The 20,581-nt window shown below is 49.6% G+C and carries 17 protein-coding genes; 9 read left to right on the top strand and 8 right to left on the bottom strand.

Translation table 11 applies throughout. From position 1 onward, the window contains the following. The 3 genes from hemN to FPG75_RS20370 all read left to right on the top strand — a co-directional run bounded on the left by hemN (window position 1) and on the right by FPG75_RS20370 (window position 3,557). Window positions 1–1,359, top strand: a complete 1,359-nt coding sequence (gene hemN, locus FPG75_RS20380) for an oxygen-independent coproporphyrinogen III oxidase (protein WP_143309360.1) — start codon at window positions 1–3, stop codon at window positions 1,357–1,359. A gap of 495 nt (window positions 1,360–1,854) precedes the next feature. Beyond that, window positions 1,855–2,799, top strand: coding sequence for a UDP-3-O-(3-hydroxymyristoyl)glucosamine N-acyltransferase (locus tag FPG75_RS20375; protein ID WP_143309358.1), 945 nt, complete (start codon window positions 1,855–1,857; stop codon window positions 2,797–2,799). 80 nt (window positions 2,800–2,879) lie between these two features. Continuing rightward, window positions 2,880–3,557, top strand: a complete 678-nt coding sequence (locus FPG75_RS20370; RefSeq protein ID WP_143309356.1) for a hypothetical protein — start codon at window positions 2,880–2,882, stop codon at window positions 3,555–3,557. Here the strand turns inward: FPG75_RS20370 and FPG75_RS20365 are convergent. The 3 genes from FPG75_RS20365 to pheS all read right to left on the bottom strand — a co-directional run bounded on the left by FPG75_RS20365 (window position 3,546) and on the right by pheS (window position 6,500). Next, window positions 3,546–4,526, bottom strand: a complete 981-nt coding sequence (locus FPG75_RS20365) for an NAD-dependent epimerase/dehydratase family protein (protein ID WP_143309354.1) — start codon at window positions 4,524–4,526, stop codon at window positions 3,546–3,548. The genes FPG75_RS20370 and FPG75_RS20365 overlap by 12 nt on opposite strands. Before the next feature lie 83 nt (window positions 4,527–4,609). Beyond that, window positions 4,610–5,461 (bottom strand): 3-hydroxyacyl-CoA dehydrogenase NAD-binding domain-containing protein, encoded by an 852-nt coding sequence (locus FPG75_RS20360; protein ID WP_143309353.1) that lies wholly within the window; start codon window positions 5,459–5,461, stop codon window positions 4,610–4,612. A gap of 10 nt (window positions 5,462–5,471) precedes the next feature. Then, the gene (gene pheS / locus FPG75_RS20355) at window positions 5,472–6,500 is read right to left on the bottom strand and encodes a phenylalanine--tRNA ligase subunit alpha (protein ID WP_143309352.1); all 1,029 of its coding nucleotides are present in this window, start codon (window positions 6,498–6,500) and stop codon (window positions 5,472–5,474) included. A 96-nt stretch (window positions 6,501–6,596) separates the two neighbouring features. Here pheS and FPG75_RS20350 point away from each other — a divergent pair, with 96 nt between their 5' ends. Continuing rightward, complete coding sequence (locus FPG75_RS20350; protein WP_143309351.1) at window positions 6,597–7,448, top strand: sensor histidine kinase; 852 nt, start codon at window positions 6,597–6,599, stop codon at window positions 7,446–7,448. Here FPG75_RS20350 and FPG75_RS20345 read toward each other — a convergent pair. After that, window positions 7,445–8,131 (bottom strand): response regulator transcription factor, encoded by a 687-nt coding sequence (locus FPG75_RS20345; protein WP_143309350.1) that lies wholly within the window; start codon window positions 8,129–8,131, stop codon window positions 7,445–7,447. The two genes, FPG75_RS20350 and FPG75_RS20345, sit on opposite strands and share 4 nt — an antisense overlap. Before the next feature lie 23 nt (window positions 8,132–8,154). Then, window positions 8,155–9,609, bottom strand: a complete 1,455-nt coding sequence (locus FPG75_RS20340; protein WP_143309349.1) for a sensor histidine kinase — start codon at window positions 9,607–9,609, stop codon at window positions 8,155–8,157. Between the two features lie 141 nt (window positions 9,610–9,750). Here FPG75_RS20340 and FPG75_RS20335 point away from each other — a divergent pair, with 141 nt between their 5' ends. From FPG75_RS20335 to FPG75_RS20325, 3 genes are all read left to right on the top strand, one after another. After that, complete coding sequence (locus FPG75_RS20335) at window positions 9,751–10,515, top strand: GLPGLI family protein (RefSeq protein WP_143309348.1); 765 nt, start codon at window positions 9,751–9,753, stop codon at window positions 10,513–10,515. 39 nt (window positions 10,516–10,554) lie between these two features. Then, a complete protein-coding gene (locus FPG75_RS20330) occupies window positions 10,555–13,413 on the top strand; it encodes a TonB-dependent receptor (RefSeq protein ID WP_161596863.1) in 2,859 nt (952 codons plus the stop codon). Window positions 13,414–13,524: 111 nt separating this feature from the next. Beyond that, window positions 13,525–16,323 (top strand): outer membrane beta-barrel protein, encoded by a 2,799-nt coding sequence (locus FPG75_RS20325; protein ID WP_143309346.1) that lies wholly within the window; start codon window positions 13,525–13,527, stop codon window positions 16,321–16,323. A 6-nt stretch (window positions 16,324–16,329) separates the two neighbouring features. Here FPG75_RS20325 and FPG75_RS20320 read toward each other — a convergent pair whose 3' ends face one another. Further along, window positions 16,330–16,620, bottom strand: a complete 291-nt coding sequence (locus FPG75_RS20320; RefSeq protein WP_201747993.1) for a hypothetical protein — start codon at window positions 16,618–16,620, stop codon at window positions 16,330–16,332. Window positions 16,621–16,737: 117 nt separating this feature from the next. Between FPG75_RS20320 and FPG75_RS20315 the strand changes: the two genes are divergently transcribed. Next, complete coding sequence (locus tag FPG75_RS20315) at window positions 16,738–17,628, top strand: hydroxypyruvate isomerase family protein (protein WP_143309344.1); 891 nt, start codon at window positions 16,738–16,740, stop codon at window positions 17,626–17,628. Window positions 17,629–17,768: 140 nt separating this feature from the next. Then, window positions 17,769–19,235: an amino acid permease gene (locus FPG75_RS20310; protein WP_143309343.1), complete on the top strand. Its 1,467-nt coding sequence runs from the start codon at window positions 17,769–17,771 to the stop codon at window positions 19,233–19,235. Here FPG75_RS20310 and FPG75_RS20305 read toward each other — a convergent pair. Continuing rightward, window positions 19,232–19,774 carry a GNAT family N-acetyltransferase gene (locus FPG75_RS20305; RefSeq protein ID WP_143309342.1) on the bottom strand — a complete coding sequence of 181 codons (543 nt, stop codon included), beginning with the start codon at window positions 19,772–19,774 and terminating at the stop codon, window positions 19,232–19,234. The two genes, FPG75_RS20310 and FPG75_RS20305, sit on opposite strands and share 4 nt — an antisense overlap. A 65-nt stretch (window positions 19,775–19,839) precedes the next feature. Continuing rightward, window positions 19,840–20,469, bottom strand: coding sequence for a hypothetical protein (locus tag FPG75_RS20300; protein WP_143309340.1), 630 nt, complete (start codon window positions 20,467–20,469; stop codon window positions 19,840–19,842). Window positions 20,470–20,581 lie beyond the last annotated feature (112 nt).

Here is a 20,581-nt window from a genome sequence, read left to right as displayed (position 1 = left end):
ATGAGCCTTATCAGCAAATACAATGTAGCCGCACCGCGGTATACCAGCTACCCTACCGTTCCTTACTGGGATGAACAAAACTTTCATGCCGGCGACTGGAAAATGCTGTTGCGCCAATCGTTCCGGGAGTCGAATAGCACACAGGGTATCAGTATCTACATACATCTTCCCTTCTGTGAAAAGATGTGCACTTACTGTGGCTGTAACAAGCATATTACGGTTAACCACACCGTAGAAGGGCCTTACATCGCAGCCTTGCTGAAGGAGTGGCAGATGTATGTAGCTGTCTTCGGCGAACGGCCCCGTATCCGCGAGATACATCTCGGCGGAGGTACGCCTACTTTTTTCAGCGCCGAGCGCCTGGTCGCCTTGTTGCAAGGTATTTATGCGCATGCCGACTTACTCCCCGGGGCGTCGCTGAGTTTTGAAGGTCATCCGGGCAATACTACCAGGGCGCATCTTGAAACATTATACGCGCTGGGTTTCCGGCGTATCAGTTTAGGCATACAGGATTTTGATCCGAAAGTGCAGGAGATCATTAACCGGGTACAACCTTTTGAAGAAGTAGATGCCGCCGTGAAAGCCGCCAGGGAAACAGGTTTCAGCTCCATCAATCTCGACCTTATCTATGGTTTGCCATTGCAAACAACAGCAGGTATGGCCAATACTGTGAACCAGGTGATGCAGCTGCGGCCCGACAGGATATCTTTCTACAGTTATGCACATGTGCCCTGGATCAAGGGAGTAGGACAACGCAAGTACAACGAAGCAGACCTGCCAGGTGATGATGCCAAGCGGCAGCTCTACGAGCAGGGCAAAACATGCTTTGCCGCCCACGGTTACACCGAGATAGGAATGGATCATTTTGCGCTGCCGGATGATGAGCTGCATACCGCTGCTGCTACTGGTAAACTGCATCGCAATTTCATGGGTTATACGGTATCGCATACTTCGCTGTTAGTGGGGCTGGGCGCGTCTTCCATCGGAGATAACTGGTACGCCTATGTGCAGAATGAGAAGCATACCAGCGCCTGGCAGGAGCAGGTAAACAGCGGAAATTTTCCTGTTGTGCGCGGTCACATTCTCACACCGGAAGATCTGTTGTTACGCCGTCATATTCACAACCTCATGTGCAGGTTCGAGACCTCCTGGCATAAAGCCGATACACAATGCGATGCGATCGTTGAAGGGCTGGAGCGATTGAAAGAACTAGAAAAGGACGGACTGGTAACCGTGTTACCCGGAAAAGTAGTGGTGACGCCTGCTGGCAGGCCTTTCATCCGCAATATATGTATGGCATTTGATGCGCGATTATGGCGAAAATTGCCCGACTCACAACTGTTCAGCAAAGCTATCTAAGCCTGCTTTTTTGTTAAGGGCAGATTTTAACAAAAAAAATTTGCCCTGATCTTCAGATTTGCACCGTTTGAAAGCTGAAAAATCGAAAAAACCGACCCGCCCCCATTTTCATATCTTACCCCTTGAGCTGTAAAAAATGATACATGTTGTTGTGATGATAGATAGAGAGAAAAAAATGCCATTGGCTGTAATGCTGTATTGACGCGGGTTTCAAGGGCAATAAAAAAAGTCTGATCGTGACAACAATCAGACTTTCTTATTATGTGAATGGGTTAGTAAGTACAGGGAAACAAAATTCCCTACACAATATTAAAAAGAATTTCATGACAAAAGAAAAATTTTACAAAAAATTTTATTCACATCACTAAAATAATTGTGGATAACAACAGTCTGCTCCTTGCAAAACATCATCCATCTAACGCCATATTTTCGTTGTTACACTCGTTGATTTACTACCTTTGTCGCACTTTAATCTCATTTCATAATTCAGATCATATGAAGTTCGAAGCTCCAGTTGCCGTAACAGAAATCGCGGCGCTCATAGGCGCAGAGCTGGTTGGCAACAGCCAGCTGATGGCTACCGGCATCAATGAAATACACAAGGTTACACCGGGAGATATCTCTTTTGTAGATTTTGAAAAATACTACAATGCCAGTCTTCACTCCGCAGCAAGCATCATCATCATCAACAAGAAGGTGGATTGTCCGGATGGTAAGGCATTACTGGTACTGAATGATCCTTTCAGTGCTTATGTAAAACTGGTAAAACATTTCCGCCCTTTTGAGCCGGCTACCAAAGCCGTGAGCGATACCGCAGTGATAGGAGAAGGCACTGTGATACAACCTAACGTATTCATTGGCAATCATGTGCGCATAGGCCGCAACTGCCTGATCCATCCTAACGTTACCATCTACGATCATAGCGTGATCGGCGACAACGTGATCATCCATGCAGGCACCGTGATCGGCGCAGATGCTTTCTATTTCAAGAAAAGGGCAGAACGCGAAGTGATGTACGACAAGCTCGAAAGCTGCGGCCGCGTGATCATCGAAGATGATGTGGAGATAGGCGCCGGCTGCACGATCGATAAAGGCGTGAGCGGTGATACCATCATTGGCCGTGGCACCAAGTTCGACAATATGATCCACATCGGGCATGGTACCATCGTTGGCAAAAACTGCCTCTTCGCGGCACAGGTAGGCGTAGGTGGTAAAGCCAACATCGAAGACAATGTGATCCTCTGGGGACAGGTAGGCGTATCGAAAGACCTCACCATCGGCCGCAATGCTGTAGTACTGGCACAGAGCGGTGTTCCAAGCTCTCTCGATGGCGGCAAGGTATATTTCGGCTATCCCGCTGAAGAGGCCCGCGAAAAGAAAAAAGAACTGGCCTGGATCAAACGTATCCCCGAGATGTGGGAAAAACTGAAAAATATTTAATGATTTACGGATTTGATGATTTACGGATTTATCTAAATCCCTAAATCCGTAAATCATCAAATCCATAAATTCTCACGATCATGCGTTCCGTCTTATTGCTGCTGCTTTGTTGCTATGCCATCTTTACCCAGGCGCAATCAAGGGTGAAGGACGAGCTTTATGATACTGCCAACATATGCCGCACGCGGATTGATGATGGCTGGTTCACTGCAAAAACCATCTCTTTCTGCGCTTATACCACTTCCTCAAGAAAAAACGGCATCAACGAAGAGATGAATGTGGGCTTTGCCGCCACCCCTTCCAAACCTTTCAGCTTTCACCTGAGCGGCAAAGGAGAGAAGCTGCTGGTGCAAACCATGAACACCAACAGGATATCCTTCTCAAACCGCGATTTACCCGCCTATTTAGATCGTTTACAGGGCAATGCCGTACTTTTCTATGCCCTCTTCAATGGTGTGAAAAATGAGCCTTTAAATCGCTGGGAAATGATCCTCAAAACATCATCATACCTCGAATTGAACGATAACAAGCCCGCAGGCCTGCTCCGCTCCGGCGACCAGGAGTACCGTATCACCGCACATAACTACTTCGGCGTGGTCAATTCTTATGAAAATGTATGCTATGAGTTTCACTACCGCAAGCAAACCATCGCAGCAGTGATCCCCGGCAAAACGCCGCGCATCTGGTTCAGCAAAGACATCGAGGAGCCTGTGCAAACCGTTATTGCCGCTGCTATCGCAGCCTTGTTACTTCGTTGAGTGATCCTTTACAAAAGCCTCGCTATACCTGCGTACGGTGTTTTGTAAAGGGGTATAAGAGAAGGAAGGAAGGGCATCCAGTATCTTGTTATTGCGGTAATATACCTTCAGCTGGGCCGTATGCGCCGTTTCTTTTGTGATCAGGGAAGGCTTGCCTGTAAACATGGATTTGAGGCGTTCCATACGCCATACGATGCCCGTCATGAAAGGAGTGGCCAGCTTGTGGGGAGGCCGCTTGCCCATGGCCGTAGCCATTTCGGTGAAGAGCTGCCGGTAGCTCCAGTTATCGCCCGAGAGAATGAAACGCTCTTCGTTTATAGTACTGTCCATCAACAGCATCATCGCTTTCACTACATCCTGCACATCCACGAAGCCGTTCACGCCTTCGGTATAGTAGGGAAATTCTTTCCAGGCATTTTTAAATACGGCGCTGGAACCATCATTCCAGAAGCCGCTGCCAAGGATGATGGAAGGATTGACGATCACGGCTTCAAGCCCTTCGGCCATGCCGCGCCATACTTCCATCTCACCCAGGTATTTGCTGATGCTGTACTGTGAATTATGTTTGCTTTCTTCCCACTCACATTCCTCATCAATCATCTTGCCTTCTTTGGCCCTGCCAATGGCCGCTACAGAGCTTACATGCACGAGCCGCTTCACGCCGGCGTCGATGGCGAGGTTCACTACGTTAGCTGTGCCTTCCACATTCACTTTATACAGCTGGTTATTACCTGGCGTAAACGATACTACGCCAGCGCAGTGGTATACCTGCTCAATGCCCGCCATAGCTTCTTCCAGGGCGCATACATCCAGTATATCTGCCTGAAACCAGTCGATCTTGTGTTGGATATCCTGTAAACCGGCAGCGGGCGATTTACGGTACAAAGCACGCACCTGTTTGCCTGCTTCTACCAAAGAACGAATTAAGTTGCTGCCTAAAAGACCAGTTCCGCCGGTTACCAAGATCATGAGAAGAAAATTCTTTTTACATAAGTACCCCCAAAAATAGCTATGATTTTTGGAATTGGGATTTTATACAACAGGCGTGTACATCATTTTTCATAGCGGTAAAAACCGAGGCCGGTTTTTCTTCCCAGCTTGCCTTCCTTTACGCGCTGCTCTTGCAGTACATTGGGTTTGAAGCGGGGCGCATGATCAAATGCTTCGTACAGCGATTGTGATACTGCCAGGTTTACATCGTTGCCGATGAGGTCCATCAGGGCGAAGGGGCCCATTCTGAACCCGGCGCTTTCAAGGAGATGATCGATTGTGCTGAAATCGGCGAGCCCCTGTTCCGCGATGCGCATGGCTTCAAGGTAGTAATGCCTCGCCACCCTGTTCACGATAAAGCCGGGCGAGTCTTTCACATGCACGGGCGTTTTGCCCATCTGCTGTGCCAGCGCATATATCGTATCTGCGGTGTGGGCGGCAGTTTGCGTACCGCTTACTACCTCTACCAACTTCATCACATGCGCCGGGTTGAAAAAATGCATACCAGCCACTCTTGACGGATTTACCGCAACAGACGCTGCGATCGCAGATACCGACAGGGAAGAGGTGTTAGTAGCGAAGATGGTTTCGGAGTGATTGATCTCGGCCAGTTGGTTGAACAGCGCGGTTTTCGCGGTGAGCTTTTCTACGATGGCTTCTATCACTACCTCGGTGATACAGTCTTCAATGCGGGAAGTAAAAGAGATCCTGCGGATGATGCTTTCCTTGTCGGCAGCTGTGAGCCGGCCTTTTTCAAGAGCCGCACCGAGGCTTTTCTCGATCTGGGCCCTGGCCCTTTCGAGCATACCGGCCTCGATATCGAACAGTATCGTGGTAAATCCGCTGGAAGCCGCTACCTGTGCAATGCCGGCGCCCATGGTGCCGGCGCCGCATACAGCGATGGATTGTATCATGCAACAATTTTTATACGGTACCCTCGAACTGCTCCAGGAAACGGGTATCGTTTTCAGAGAACAGCCGCAGGTCTTTGATCTGGTATTTCAACATCGTGATACGTTCTATACCCATACCAAAGGCAAAGCCGGTGTACTTTTCAGGGTCGATGCCACAGTTGGCCAGCACTTTGGGATGCACCATACCACAACCCAATATCTCTACCCAACCGGTTTGTTTACATACAGAACAGCCGGTACCACCGCAGATGAAGCAGGAGATATCCATCTCTGCACTCGGCTCTGTGAACGGGAAATAGGAAGGGCGGAAACGGATGCCGGTATTCTCTCCGAACATCTCTTTCACGAAGTGATACAGCGTTTGTTTGAGGTCGGCGAAGGAAACATTTTCGTCGATGTACAAACCTTCCACCTGGTGGAAGAAGCAGTGTGCACGGGCGGAAATCGTTTCATTGCGGTATACACGTCCCGGGCTGATGATGCGGATCGGCAGTTTGCCGGCTTCCATTACCCTTACCTGGGCAGAAGAAGTTTGTGTACGCAGCAGCCAGTCGGGGTTTTTGCTGATGAAGAAAGTATCCTGCATATCGCGTGCAGGGTGGTTTTCAGGCAGATTAAGTGCTGTGAAGTTGTGCCAGTCATCTTCGATCTCCGGGCCTTCGGCGATGGTGAAACCAAGGCGCTCGAATATGCGGATGATCTTATTGCGCACCAGGCTGATAGGATGGCGGGTGCCCAGCCGGTGTGGTGCCGCCGGCAAGGTATAGTCAATATCAGCTTTATCAGCGCCCGCCGCCTCTTTCAGCTCACCGAACTGCTCATAGCGGGATTCCGCCAGCTGTTTAAACTCGTTCAGTATCTGGCCAAATTCTTTCTTCCGGTCATTAGGGACCTGTTTCATTTCCCCGAAAAGGGCTTTCACAATGCCTTTTGTGCCCAGGAATTTGATACGGTATTGCTCCAGGTCGGCGGCGGTGGCAGGCACAAAGGCCTGTATTTCCTCTTTATACGCTGTTATTTGCTGTACTAACTGTTCCATAAACGACAAAGATAAGTTTTTATAACCTTCGGTCAATTCCCCTTCAGGATTTCCTGATTGCTACTTAATTCGTATATTTTCATTCGAATTGGTCTTATGTCTGCGGAGCGCTACACTGTTGCACTGATCATCCTGCTGGCCGTTGCGGTGATCTTTTTGATGCTTTTCCTTCAATACAGAAAACGTTACAAGGCCGCCTTGCACCAGCAGGAAGCCCTGGCGCGCCGGGCCACCCATATGTCGGCGGAACTGGCCAGGATACAGCGTCAGCTGGCCGCTACCAAACTGGTATCGCTCAAGTCGCAGGTGAATCCGCACTTCCTTTTCAATTGCCTCAACGGCATCCATAATGCGATCATCACCGGCGAAGATAGCCGCGCACATGAATATATCTCCGGCCTCGCCAGGATGTTGCGCATGGTGCTCGTGTTGTCCGACAAACATTTCATCTCCCTCAAAGAAGAGATCGACCTGCTGGAGTATTACCTTCGCCTTGAACGGCTCCGCACCAATAACGCCTTCGAATATACGATACGGATAGACCCCGAAATAGCCACCACCGCCACTTTGGTGCCGGGCATGCTGATACAGCCCTTCCTGGAAAACGCCATCTGGCATGGTCTCATGAACAAGGAAGATGGTCCCCGCCAGCTGCTCGTGCAATGGCGCCTCCTGCCGCAAAACCTGCTGCTATGCGAAGTGGAAGATAATGGCATCGGCCGCCACCACGCTTCCAGGCGCAACAACGAAGGCCTTAAATCAGGGTATCAGTCGAAAGGTATTGAACTGTGCATGGAAAGGATGGAGCTGTACCGCACCATGTTCAACTCGCATTGCCATATTGAAATAGAAGACCTCTTCGGAGAAACGCAGCAGGCCGGCGGAACCCGCGTGAGCATTACGTTTGAGATAGATCCTGCCATGGCGGAAGTAAGCAGCGGCATTTAGAAGATGAGTTTGTAGCCCACCCCTCTGATATTAACGATCTGCACCCGCGTATCGTCTTTCAGGTATCTCCTTAGCTTGGTGATAAACACATCCATGCTGCGGGCATTGAAGAAGTTATCATCGCCCCAGAGGTCCAGCAGCACTGTTTTGCGCTCCATCACCTCATTTTTGTTATCGTAGAGGCGGCGTAGTATCTCGGCTTCGCGGTGGGAGAGGAATTCAGTAACATTATTGCGGGTAAGGGTTTGTTTGGTGTAGTTGAACAGGTATTGCCCGATGCCTACGGCGCCTTCTTCCGGTTCCCGCTGTGCGGGCTGATCGCCGAAACGCTTCAGCAGCGCTTTGATCCGCACGATCAGTTCGTCCATGCTGAAAGGCTTTTTGAGGTAGTCGTTGCCGCCCAGCTCAAATCCTTTCACCACATCGGCCGTCTGTGATTTGGCGGTGAGGAAGATGATCGGCGTGAGCTTGTCTTGCTTGCGTATTTCGGAGGTAACCGTAAAGCCGTCCATGTTGGGCATCATGATATCCAGCACTACCACATCGGGATGTTCCTGCTGATAAAGCCGCAGGCCTTCCTTGCCATCGGCGGCATAGAACATATTGAATCCACGCATCTCCAGACTGTCTTTCACGATCTGGCCAAGCTGCCATTCATCTTCTATCAGTAATACTTTCGCCATAGTCGAATTTTAGGTAGATATTATTACGCGGCCGGAATGGCAATGATAAATTCCGTGCCTTTATCGGGTTCACTATGAACGCGGATAGTGCCGCCATGCATCTCCACGATCTTCTTCACATAGCTGAGGCCCAGCCCGAAACCCTTTACATTGTGCAGGTTGCCGGTAGGCACCCGGAAGAATTTATCAAAGATATTATCCTGGTATACTTTCGGGATACCGATGCCATTATCTTTCACTTTGATCTGCAACATACCGCCATCTTCACTGCTCTGGATATACACCTGCGCCTGATCGCCGGAATACTTGATGGCATTGTCCACCAGGTTATTGATAGCGTTGGACAGATGCGCCTTGTCTACATTAACAGTATCATGCTTCAGATGGTTGTCGTAACGTAACTGTAAAGGTTTGGTGGCTTTGAGCTGGTGGTTCGACAGGATGTTATCAATAACTTCGTTCAGGTCCGTAGGTTCTTTGAACAGTTCTATATCTTCTTTTTCTTCTGCGGCGATATGCAATACTTTCTCCACGAGGTCAGAGAGGCGTTGCAGTTCATTCCGGGAGATATCAAGATAGGCTTGTGTTTTCCGTTGGTCGTTGAGCGCATTGAAATTCTGCAAGGCTTCCACGGCGGCAGACACGGTAGCAATGGGCGTTTTCAGCTCATGGGTCATATTGTTGATGAAGTCGTTCTTCACTTCAGAGAGGCGCTTTTGCTTGAGGATGGTGCGCAACATATAAATGAAGCTCATTACTGTCAGCGCGAGCAATAATACAGAGGTGACGAGCGTCCACATCATCTTCTGCAGGATAAATTGCAGGGGAGAATCGAAGCTGGCCTGTACAAAGAGGTTGCTGGCGGGATTGAAAGGTATCTTGCGGGTTTGCCTTGGTTCGCGGCGGCGGATGCTGTCGCGGAAGCTCTCCCTTTCAAAGCCGCTGTAGCTCATATGAAACGTATCGAGGCGGTAAGGAGTATTGATCTGGCGGTTGTTGAGTTCCGCTTTGAATACCGAATCGAGTTTTTTGAGTGCGGAGCTATCGTTATGCAGGTGGTTGGTGATAAGAAATTCAGATATCTGGCGGGCCAGCGTATCTGCGTATATACGTGCCCGTGAGTCGCCACGGAACTCGTCTGGCGGCAGGCCGGGCTTGCCGTCGTGATCGCGCGGGCCGCGGAAATGCACATTAAAACCGGGGCCTTTGCCAGGTTCGCCGATCTCGTCCAGCTGCACGGCAAAGCCGCGGATAGGCATCCGCATGGAGTCTTTATCCTTGCCGTAATAGCGGATATAGCGGCGCACATCAGAGAACTGCTGGTTAAACACCGCGCTGCGCAGGGCGTCGTTGATCTCTTTGCCAAACTGCTCTTCCCGGATGCGGTAGGAATTGAACAACCAATAGCCCTGGAAGAGGAAGATCCCCAGGATACAGACACACATCAGTGTCAGGATGTTTCTGATTCTTTGGCGCATGAATGATGATTAATCTTGACAAAGCTATCCAATCCGCCGTGAAAGCGGATATATCCTTAACAATAATTAACAGTAAATAATCCTTTTTAACCAAAAAAACGGACAGGAGTGGAGATTTTTGTAATATAAAAACATCCCGTCATGAACCGCATTACCTGTTTTCTCCTGGCAGCAGCACTGCTGCCCGCCGCACAGCCGCTGATGGCCCAGCGCGCCGGCGTGATAGCATATGAAGTAACGGCCAAAACCGATCCCGAACGCATGCGCTTCTTCCAGCGCGGCGGCGATGGTGGCGAAGCTCCGGAGATGCCGGATGTGATCACCTTCAATCAAACCTTCACTTTCAGCAATAACAATGGCAAGCTCACCACACAGCGCCCCGAAATGCCCGGCTTCACCAGAACACGACCCGGAGCCGATACCAGCAACATACGCCGGGGTGGCGCCTTCGCCGGCCGTAATAATACCCAGTACATCGACCTGGAACATAAAAAATACCTGTTGGTATTTTCTACTTTCGGTGATGACAAGAAAACCTATTACACAGAAGAAGATTTTATCATCACTCCCGACAAAAATCCTTCTTCCAAAACTAAAAAAATAGCCGGATACACCTGTAAAAAGGCCACTGTACAACTGAAAGACGATACCTACACCGTGTGGTACACCACCGACCTGCCCTTCAGCTTTTCGCCGATCAACGGCCTCCTGCCCGACAGCAACGCCGTTGTACTCGCCGCCGAAGGCAGCAAACGCGGCTTCACCGCCAAAAGCGTGAACCTGCAAGCCGTTAACGACACCGAGCTTACCCTGCCCGCCGACGCACAGAAAATAAGCCCGGAAGAAATGAGGAACATCAGAAGACAGGAAATGGAAAAATTCCGTCAACGGCAACCACAAAATTAAAATCGATCCCTATCTTTCTCTTCGCTGTCAATGCTATTTATGAATAAAACGCTACCATTACTGCTGGTACTGTGCCTGGGGCTTATCCACACCCGGGCGCAGGCCCAGCAAGGAAAGATTAAAGGTCAGCTTACAGACAAGACCACCAAAGAAGCCTTGCCTGCAGCCACCGTTGTGCTCCTCCACGCCAAAGATTCTACTGTAGCCGCTACCGCCATCTCTGATAACAAAGGCAATTTTGAAATCAGTGATATAGACGATGGCAGCTATCGCCTCTACCTCAGCTTCATGGGATACAAACCCGTCTATAAACCTGTTACCATCAATGCCGGCAACAAACTGGTTACCCTTGGCAACATCGCCATGGATCACAAAGGCGTAGACCTTAAAGGCGTAGAGATACTCGATGAAAAGCCGCCGATCGTTGTGAAGAAAGATACCCTGGAATTTAATGCCGACGTCTTCAAAACCCGCGAGAATGCAGTAGTAGAAGACCTGCTAAAAAAACTCCCTGGCGTTACCGTCGATAAAGATGGCGCCATCACGGCACAAGGCCAATCTGTTACCAAAGTGCTGGTAAACGGCAAACCCTTCTTCGGCAACGATCCTAAACTCGCCACCAAAAACCTGCCTACCAATATTGTTGATAAAGTACAGATCATCGATAAGAAGTCCGACCAGGCCGAGTTTACACAGATCGACGATGGCCAGACCGAAAAAGCCATCAATATCGTTGTGAAAAAAGACAAGATGAAAGGCATGTTCGGTCGCGCCACCGCAGGCTATGGCACCGACGATCGTTTCGGTATAAATATGAGCCTCAACCGCATCCGCGAAAGCCAGCAAATATCATTGCTCGCAGGCGGCAACAACGTCAATAACCTCGGTTACACCATCCAGGACCAGATAGCCTTCAGCAACGCAGGCAGCGGAAGCGGCGGCCGAGGCCCAGGAGGAAGAGGCGGCGGCCGCGTAATGGTGCAAAACCTCGGTAGCAGCAACAATCCAGGCATCACCCGCAACTGGAACACCGGCCTCAATTTCAGCCAGGACCTCAATAAAAAACTGAGAGTAAGCGGCAGCTATTTCTTTAACGATACCAGGAACGATCTCAGACAACAATCCGCCAGACAGAATTTTCTGAAAGACAGCTCCATCTACTACAATTCCAATTCGCAGAACCTGACAGACAATGCCAACCATCGCCTGTCGGCACGCGTGGAATACCAGCTGGACTCCAGTAACTCTTTCATCTTCGCCCCCACGTATTCATTCACCAACGGCAACAGCTACAGCTCTTCGCAATATCAAACGCTGAACGCCCATAAAGATACCATCAACTCCGGCAGCACCTTCAACGACGGGCACGGCAACACGCAAACCCTTAGTGGCAACCTGCTGTACCGGAAACGCTTCAACAAACCCGGACGCACGCTCAGCACCAATATCACCTTCAGCAATGGCCTGAACGACCAACAGAATTTCAATAAATCCAATACCCTGTTCTTTAACGGCGACGGCCCCAAAAGCAATACCAGCTTCGATCAGCGGAATGAGATACATGGCAACAGCAACAGCATAGGCGCCAACCTTACCTACACCGAACCGGTATTCAAAGACCGCTTCCTGGAAGTAAATTACGGCATCACAAAATATAATAACAACAGTACCAAACACACATATGATTTCGACAATGTCAAAGAAACGTACAATACGCTGAACGACTCGCTGAGCAACGCTTTCAGGAACAACACCATCAACCAGGTGGCAGGCCTCAACCTGCATACGCAAAAGCTGAAGTATGATTATACCTTCGGCCTTAATGTGGTATTCAATAATCTTGATAATACCACCCATTCTTACCGTACCAACCGCGACAGCCTGATACAGCAACGTACGGTAAACTTCGCACCCAGCGCATCTTTCAACTATACCTTTGCTAAAAACAAACGCTTACGCATATACTATAGCGGCACCACGCAGCAACCCACCGTGCAACAGTTACAGCCTGTTCCCGACAACAGCAACCCGCTGTACATCCAGCTCGGCAACCCCGATCTGAAGCCCGCTTTCACCAACACGCTACGCGCCAACTATAACCAGTTTAACAATACCACATTCAGGGGTATGTTCGCCGTGTTGAATGCTTCTTTCATCACCAACAGGATCATCAACTCTACCCGCCTGGACAGTGGCGTACAAACCAGCAAACCGGTGAACGTAAATGGTTATTACAATATCCAGGGTATGCTGCATAACTCCATCCCGCTGTCGAGAACGCCGGGCCAGAGCCTCAACACCAGCACCAGCATCTCTTATGGCCGGGATGTGAACATCACCAATGGTACGCTCAATTACACCAACAGCTTCCAAATTATGCAAGGCTTGAATGTAAACTACACCTACAAGGAGCTGCTGGATGTATCCGCAGGCGGTAGCATCAACTATAACTCTACCCGCTATACGTTGGCGCAAACGCCTAACACTAACTATTTCGACTACTCGCTCAATGCCGATTTCAATGTCAACCTGCCGCTGGGCTTCATGATCGGCAGCGATGTTACTTGCACCATGAGCAGAGGCCGCACCGCCGGCTATAACCTTACTTCCACCATGTTGAACGCCAACATTGCCAAATACGTATTCCCGAAGAAGCAGGGGCTTATCAAGCTGCAGGGCTTCGACCTCCTCCACCAGTACGTGAGCGTGACCCGTAACGTGAACGATAACTACATCGAAGATGTCAAGAGCAATGTTTTACAAAATTATTTTATGATCAGCTTCACCTATTTTCTTAACAAGTTTGCCAATAGTAAAGACAACAAGGGCATGAGAGATATAAGAATGAACTTCCCCCGCGGGATGAGGGGAGGAGGGATGATACAGGAGCGATTCTGATCATACCGCGCAGCATCAGCAGCAAGGCCCGCAGAGACAGTATCTGCGGGCCTTGCCGCTTATACGGTATGCCCTGATTTATACACGTTTCTTTATTATTATTAGGCCATTATGGTAGAAAGTCGATCCATCATTCACAAATTACAATTGGTACTGTTAGTATTATGCCTGGGCATTGTGCTGCCTGCTTACCAGGTATACGGACAAGGAAAGATTACCGGCCGGCTTACCGATCACAACTCAAAAGAGATACTTCCGGCTGCTACCGTGGCATTACTGCATGTCAAAGACTCTACCGTGGCCGCTATCGCCATGGGCGACAACCAGGGCCGCTTCGAGATCAGTGGATTGGAGGATGGTAACTATCTCCTTTACCTCAGTTTTATGGGCTATAAATCCGTCTACAAACCCCTCATCATTGATAAAGACAAACGCCTTATCGATTTGGGCGATATCGCCATGCTGCGCAAAGGCGTAGACCTCAAAACCGTGGAAATACAGGACGAACGGCCACCGATCGTTGTAAAGAAAGATACGGTAGAATACAATGCCGGCTCCTTTAAAACCCGCCCCAATGCCGTGGTGGAGGACCTGCTCAAAAGACTGCCGGGCGTGGCGGTAGACCGCGCCGGTACCATTACTGCACATGGCCAGATAGTATCCAGGGTGCTCGTAAACGGCAAGCCCTTCTTCGGCAACGATCCACAGGCCGCCACCAAAAATCTGCCTACCGAAATTGTTGATAAAGTACAGGTGATCGATAAAAAGTCCGACGAAGCGGAGTTTACCAAGGTAGATGATGGAAAGCGGGAGAAGGTGATCAACATTGTGGTGAAGAAGAACCGGCTGAAAGGTATGTTTGGCAGCCTTTCCGGCGGATATGGTACCAACGACCGCTTCTCTGCCAACATGAACCTGAACCTGTGGTACCAAACCTTGCAGGTGTCTGTACAAGGCGGCGGTAACAACGTAAATGGCCGGGGACAGGAGGGCGGCACCGGCTCATTCGCGATATTCAGCCCTGGCGGAAGCGGCGCCAATCGCACCTGCTTAGGCGGCTTTAATATTAACGGCGAGATCAATAAGAAAATGAGACTGAACGTCAGCTACACCGGCAACGATACCCGGAATGAAATGAGCCAGCAATCTGTCAAACAAACTTTTATGGAAGACAGCTCCATCCTGAATAACTCCGGCTCGCAGACACTCGCCCACAATGTCAGCCAGGGCCTGACGGCGCGCCTGGATTATGATATGAGCGCAAGTAGTAAACTTATGCTGGAATCCATCTACTCCTCTACCAGCAACAGTAACTACAGTATCTCCGGATATAATACACTGAACGCACATAAAGATACCATCAATGCCGGCAATACCCTCAATAACGGTGACGGGCATACGAAAAATCTGCAAACCCGCCTGACCTATATGTACCGCTTCAAAAAACCAGGGCGGTCGCTGGCCGCCACGCTGATGCTGGTCAACACAAATGGCGACCAGCTGAACTTTAACAAGTCTACCACGCGCTTTTTTAACAGCAGCACGCCTACCACTACTATTTTCAACCAGCAATATGATATCAGCAACAAAAACAACAGCGTAGGCGGTTATATCAACTATTCAGAGCCCATATTCAAAGATCACTACCTGCAAGCATCTTATACTATCACATCAACCCATGGTAGTAATGCCCGATATGCCTACGATTACGATCACGCAAAACAGGTCTACAACACGCTGAACGATACGCTGAGCAATATCCTGGGCAGCAATACTGTCAACCAGAATGCCAGTCTTTCCTTTCGTGCTCAGAAAACGAAGTATGATTATTCCGTAGGGATGGGAGTAGTGGCCAATGACTTGAAAAATAACATCTACTCATTTAAAACGCACCAGGATAGCATTGTACAGCAACGTGCCATAAACATCTCTCCAACTGCGAACTTCAACTACTCCCCGGCTCCAGGCACACGCCTGATGCTCAGTTATTCCGGGATGTCGCAACAGCCCACTGCGCAACAGTTGCAACCCGTTCCGGATCATAGCAACCCGCTGTATATTCAACTCGGAAATCCTGATCTGAAGCCTTCATTTACCAGCATGATCGGGGGTCAGTACACTCGCTTCAATGCAGAAAAGGGCAGCAACTTATTCGTAACATTAAACTCCACTTTTTCATCCAACAAGATCATTGCTGCTACCCGCCTCGATAGCGGCGTGCAGGTAAGCAGGCCGGAAAACGTAAATGGCGCTTACAGTGTGCTGGCATCAGTTAATACCTCTGTGCCCCTGATTCCTTTTTCACTGACGCAACTGCCGAAAAAAACCATTAACCTCAATTCCACCACCTCAATGAATTTTGTACGGGATGTGAATTATATCAATGGTACGCTTAACCATAGCAGCAATATGCAATTGTCGCAAAATATCGGGATTAATTATGTGGCGCTGGACGGGCTGGATCTCGCATTAAGTGGGAATGTAAGCTATAACACTACCCGCTATAGTTTGCCGCTTACGCCTGCTACCAACTATTTTGATTATGCTGTTATTGTAGATGGCAAGTTCAGGTTGCCTAAAGGTGTCATCATCGCCAGCGATGTTACCTGTAATATGAGCAGGGGACGTGCCGCGGGTTACAACCTCACTTCTACCTTGTGGAATGCCAGTATCGCCAAAACCTTGCTGTCAAAGGAACAGGGCCTCGTTAAGCTGCAGTGTTTTGACATCCTCCGCCAGTATGTGAGTGTAATGAGAACAGCGCACAGTACTTATATTGAAGATGTGAGAACAAACACGCTGAAGCAGTATTTCATGATCAGCTTCACTTATTTTTTAAGGAGATTCCCGACGGCACAACAAGCGCCGGCAGTAGCCTCGCCGGCGGGCGCTGTCATCATTAATATGTAATAGCGCTTAAGCTGTTTTACCCGGCGGTGTCACTTCTGTAGCCATGATGCGCTTGATGATCCAGGAAATTGTGAAAGTAGGGATGAAGTCAGTGCCCGGGAACAGCTCTTCCAGGAAGTTGAAGAAGCCGCCGAAAGTACCAAGGGTACCGCCAAACATACGGTAGAAGATAAACGCAGATATCGGCGCCCATATCACGTCGCTGGCTTCGCCCAGCAAGGGGATTGCATAACTGGCACAACCCAGGAGGTCCATCAGTATGCAAACCCATAAATTGGGTATATGCTTTTTGTCCATTTCCATCTCCGCTTTTCGGTAATTAAACAAATAACTTACCAAAGTTAATTCATTATCGCAAGCTTGCAACTACCCGGATTTTGACCTAAATTCATGGCGTTTAAAGCCAAGATTTTTATGCCTCACGAAAATTCGCGCCGCGATATGATCAAGAAAGTAGCCACAATGGCTGTTGCTTCCACCGCGTTATCTTCCCTTGCCGGCCGGGTATCCGCCCACGATGCCGCCGTCGATGAAAAACTAAAAGGAAAGATCAACCACTCCGTTTGCGCCTGGTGCTACCCGATACCACTGGACGACCTGTGCAAGGCCGCCAAGAAGATCGGTATCACCTCCATCGACCTGGTGGACCCTAAAGATTTTGATATTCTGAAAAAGAATGACCTCATCTGCGCCATGGTGGCCAGCAACGGACCGGAATGGGGCATCACCCGCGGATTCAACAATCCCGCCCACCACGATAAACTGGAAACTTATTTCAAACACTATATCGATGAAACGGCCAAAGCCGGCTTCACCAACCTGATCTGCTTCTCCGGTAACCGCAACGGCCTCTCCGATCAGCAAGGCATCGAAAACTGCACCAAAGGCCTGCAACGCATCATCGGCTACGCAGAAAAGAAAAAAGTAAACCTCGTGATGGAACTGCTGAACAGTAAAGTAGATCACCACGACTATCAATGCGATCACACCGCCTGGGGCGTGGAACTCTGCAAATCCGTCGGCTCCGCCAACTTCAAACTGCTATACGATATCTATCATATGCAGATCATGGAAGGAGATGTGATCCGCAATATCCGCGACCACCACGAATACATCGCACATTACCACACCGGCGGCGTACCAGGCCGCAATGAAATCGACGAAACACAGGAACTGTACTACCCGGCCATTATGCGCGCTATCTATGATACCGGCTTCAAAGGCTTTGTGGCACAGGAGTTCATCCCTAAACATACCGACAAGATCGCCTCCCTCAGCCAAGGCGTTCATATCTGCGACATCTGATCGATAATTTTCGGATTTACGGATTTATGAATGTGAGAATTTGATCAATCCTCACATTCATAAATCCGTAAATCCATAAATCCGTAAATTTTTTATCCTACCTTTGCGGCCAATTAGTCCACTAAAACAGTAGAGTAATAATGAAGCAATACTACAAAAAGCCGCTCAAATGGCTGCTGGCCGAATCTGGCGAGGAAAACACCCATACCCTGAAACGCACGCTCAGCGGCTTTCAGCTGGTGATGCTCGGCCTGGGTGTGATCATTGGCGCGGGCCTGTTCTCTCTCACCGGTATGGCCGCCGCCAACAATGCCGGACCGGCAGTGACCTTGTCGTTCATCGTAGCGGCCATCGGCTGTGCCTTTGCAGGCTTGTGTTACGCCGAATTTGCTTCCATGATCCCGATCGCAGGCAGCGCCTACACCTATGCCTATACCACTATGGGCGAGCTTTTCGCCTGGATCATCGGCTGGGATCTTGTACTGGAATTTTCTGTGGGCGCAGCCACCGTGTCTATCAGCTGGTCTAACTACCTCGTGAAGTTCCTGAACTACTACAATATTTACCTGCCGGAACGCTGGCTGCATTCTCCATTTGAAACCTTCAAACTGGCCACTGGCGAGCAGTTGCACGGCATTATCAATTTACCCGCAGCATTGGTGGTAGTGCTCATGTCGATCATATTGATGCGGGGCACCAAAGGCTCCGCCATCTGGAATGCAGTAGTAGTATCGCTGAAAGTGGGCGTGGTATTGCTTTTCATCGCACTGGGCTGGCAGTATATGCAGCCGGCCAACCATCATCCGTATATTCCCGCCAATACCGGCGCCCTGGGCGAATTTGGCCTCTCCGGCGTACTTCGTGGCGCCGGCGTAGTGTTCTTTGTATTCCTCGGATTCGACATTGTGAGCACCGCCGCACAGGAAACCAAAAACCCGCGGCGCAACATGCCCATCGGCATCCTTGGCTCTCTCGCCATCTGCACCGTACTGTTCATCCTCTTCTCCCATGTGATGACGGGCCTCGCTCCTTATACTGAATTCAAAGACAGTGGCGCGCCGGTGGCCATCGCCATCTCGCACACGCCCTACAAATGGCTCGGGCAGATCATTGTGCTGGCTATCATCATCGGCTATACGTCGGTGATACTGGTGGACCTCCTGGGGCAGTCGCGCGTGTTCTACGCCATGTCGAAAGATGGCCTGCTGCCAAAAGTATTTTCGGATATACATCCCCGTTTCCGCACGCCATGGAAATCCAACATCCTGTTCTGCGTCTTCATCAGCCTTTTTGCGGCGCTGGTGCCTTTAAAAGTAGTAGGGGAGATGACCAGCATCGGTACCTTGCTCGCTTTCGTGATCGTATGCGCCGGCGTATGGATGATGCGCTACTCTATGCCCGATGCGCCACGTGCCTTCAAAACGCCATGGGTGCCGTTTGTACCGATCATGGGGATATTGTGCTGCGTGTGCATGATGGTATTTCTGCCATGGGATACCTGGGTGAGATTGATTGTATGGATGGGTATCGGGATGATCGTCTATTACACTTATGGGAAGAAGAACAGCCGTGTACGCAAGCTGGCTGCGGGTTCGCAGGAGGTCTAGTATTTCCAGTCCTGCCGTAATACGCCCATTACTACCATATCCACATACTGGCCGTGCAGCTTGGCGCTGTGCCGCAAAATGCCTTCCTTGCTGAATCCCAGCTTGATGGGTATCTGCCCGCTGCGCTCATTTTGCAATACGAACCGGATCTCGACTTTGTTCAACCGCAGTTTCTTGAAAGCGAAATTGATCAAGGCTTTGCAGGCGGCGGTGGCAATGCCTTGCCCCTGGAATGATTCACCGATCCAGTAGCCGATCTCGGCTTTCTGCAACTGGTGATCCCATTCATGCAGGTCGATGACGCCGCAAAACTGACGATTGCTCCAGATGCCGAATGCCACGGCTTCCTGTTCTTCTGTTTTGCGTTTCATCAGTTGAATGAACCGGAGGGAATGCTCTTCATTAGTGTTGTAATCTACCCAGGGCAGGAATTTGCGCAGGTGTTTACGGGATTCATCCAACTGCTTGAATACAAGCGGCGCATCCTGGGGTTGCAGCTGCTTCAGGTATATTGTTTCACTGACGGGTATTTCGAACATAGCCGGATTAAAAGGGGATTAAACATACAAAAAAAAGCGGAAAGCCGTCAGACTTTCCGCTTTTGTTAATTACGCGCCAGGAGTTGCTGTCGCGCCATATCTTTCACTACCTGTTGTGCATACAACACCGCCATTCTTTCGGTGGTAGGCGGGTCAAAAGACCGTGATTGTACGGAATACAGCAGCTGTCCGCTGTTCAGGTCATACAGGTTTCCTTCCCACTGATACTTGGTGTTAACAGTATAATACCCTGGAGAATACATCCTGGAATACCAGGCGGAATAGTAGGGCCAGAAGCCCCAGTAGCCATACGGCTGATAAACATAGCCCGGTACATAACTGCGTTCGCGGCCTTTATCGAGCATCACGATGGTCATCACCTGGTTGACATTACTACCTTTCATTTGGTTCAGCACCTGTTTTTCGCCCATCTTTCCAAATCCTTGCGGACCATATTCCTGTAGCGCAGACACGGCGTTATAGCCTTTTCTGCGTAGTTCTGAAACAGTATAATTTTCCATCTGGCTGCGCAGGGTGCGGTCTTTTTCGGGCACTAACGCCATCACCATAATGCGGTTATCTTTTTCCAGACGTTGCGCATCATTGGCCTTCCAGGATGAAGTAACTTTTGTGCTTGTACAGGCCGTAGCAGCCATCAGCGCTATACCGGCCATTATTAACCCCAGCTTTTTCATGGTCCCTCCTTTTTGATTTAATTAGTACCTGTTAGACGTGGAAAGAGGGAATATGTAACAGCAGGGGGCGAGTTTTAACATTATTTTTAAATAAAAGAGAAGGGCCCCGCGA

This window comes from Chitinophaga vietnamensis (genome assembly GCF_902167635.1).
Lineage (GTDB): Bacteria > Bacteroidota > Bacteroidia > Chitinophagales > Chitinophagaceae > Chitinophaga > Chitinophaga vietnamensis.
This window is presented reverse-complemented; position numbering and strand designations above follow the sequence as displayed.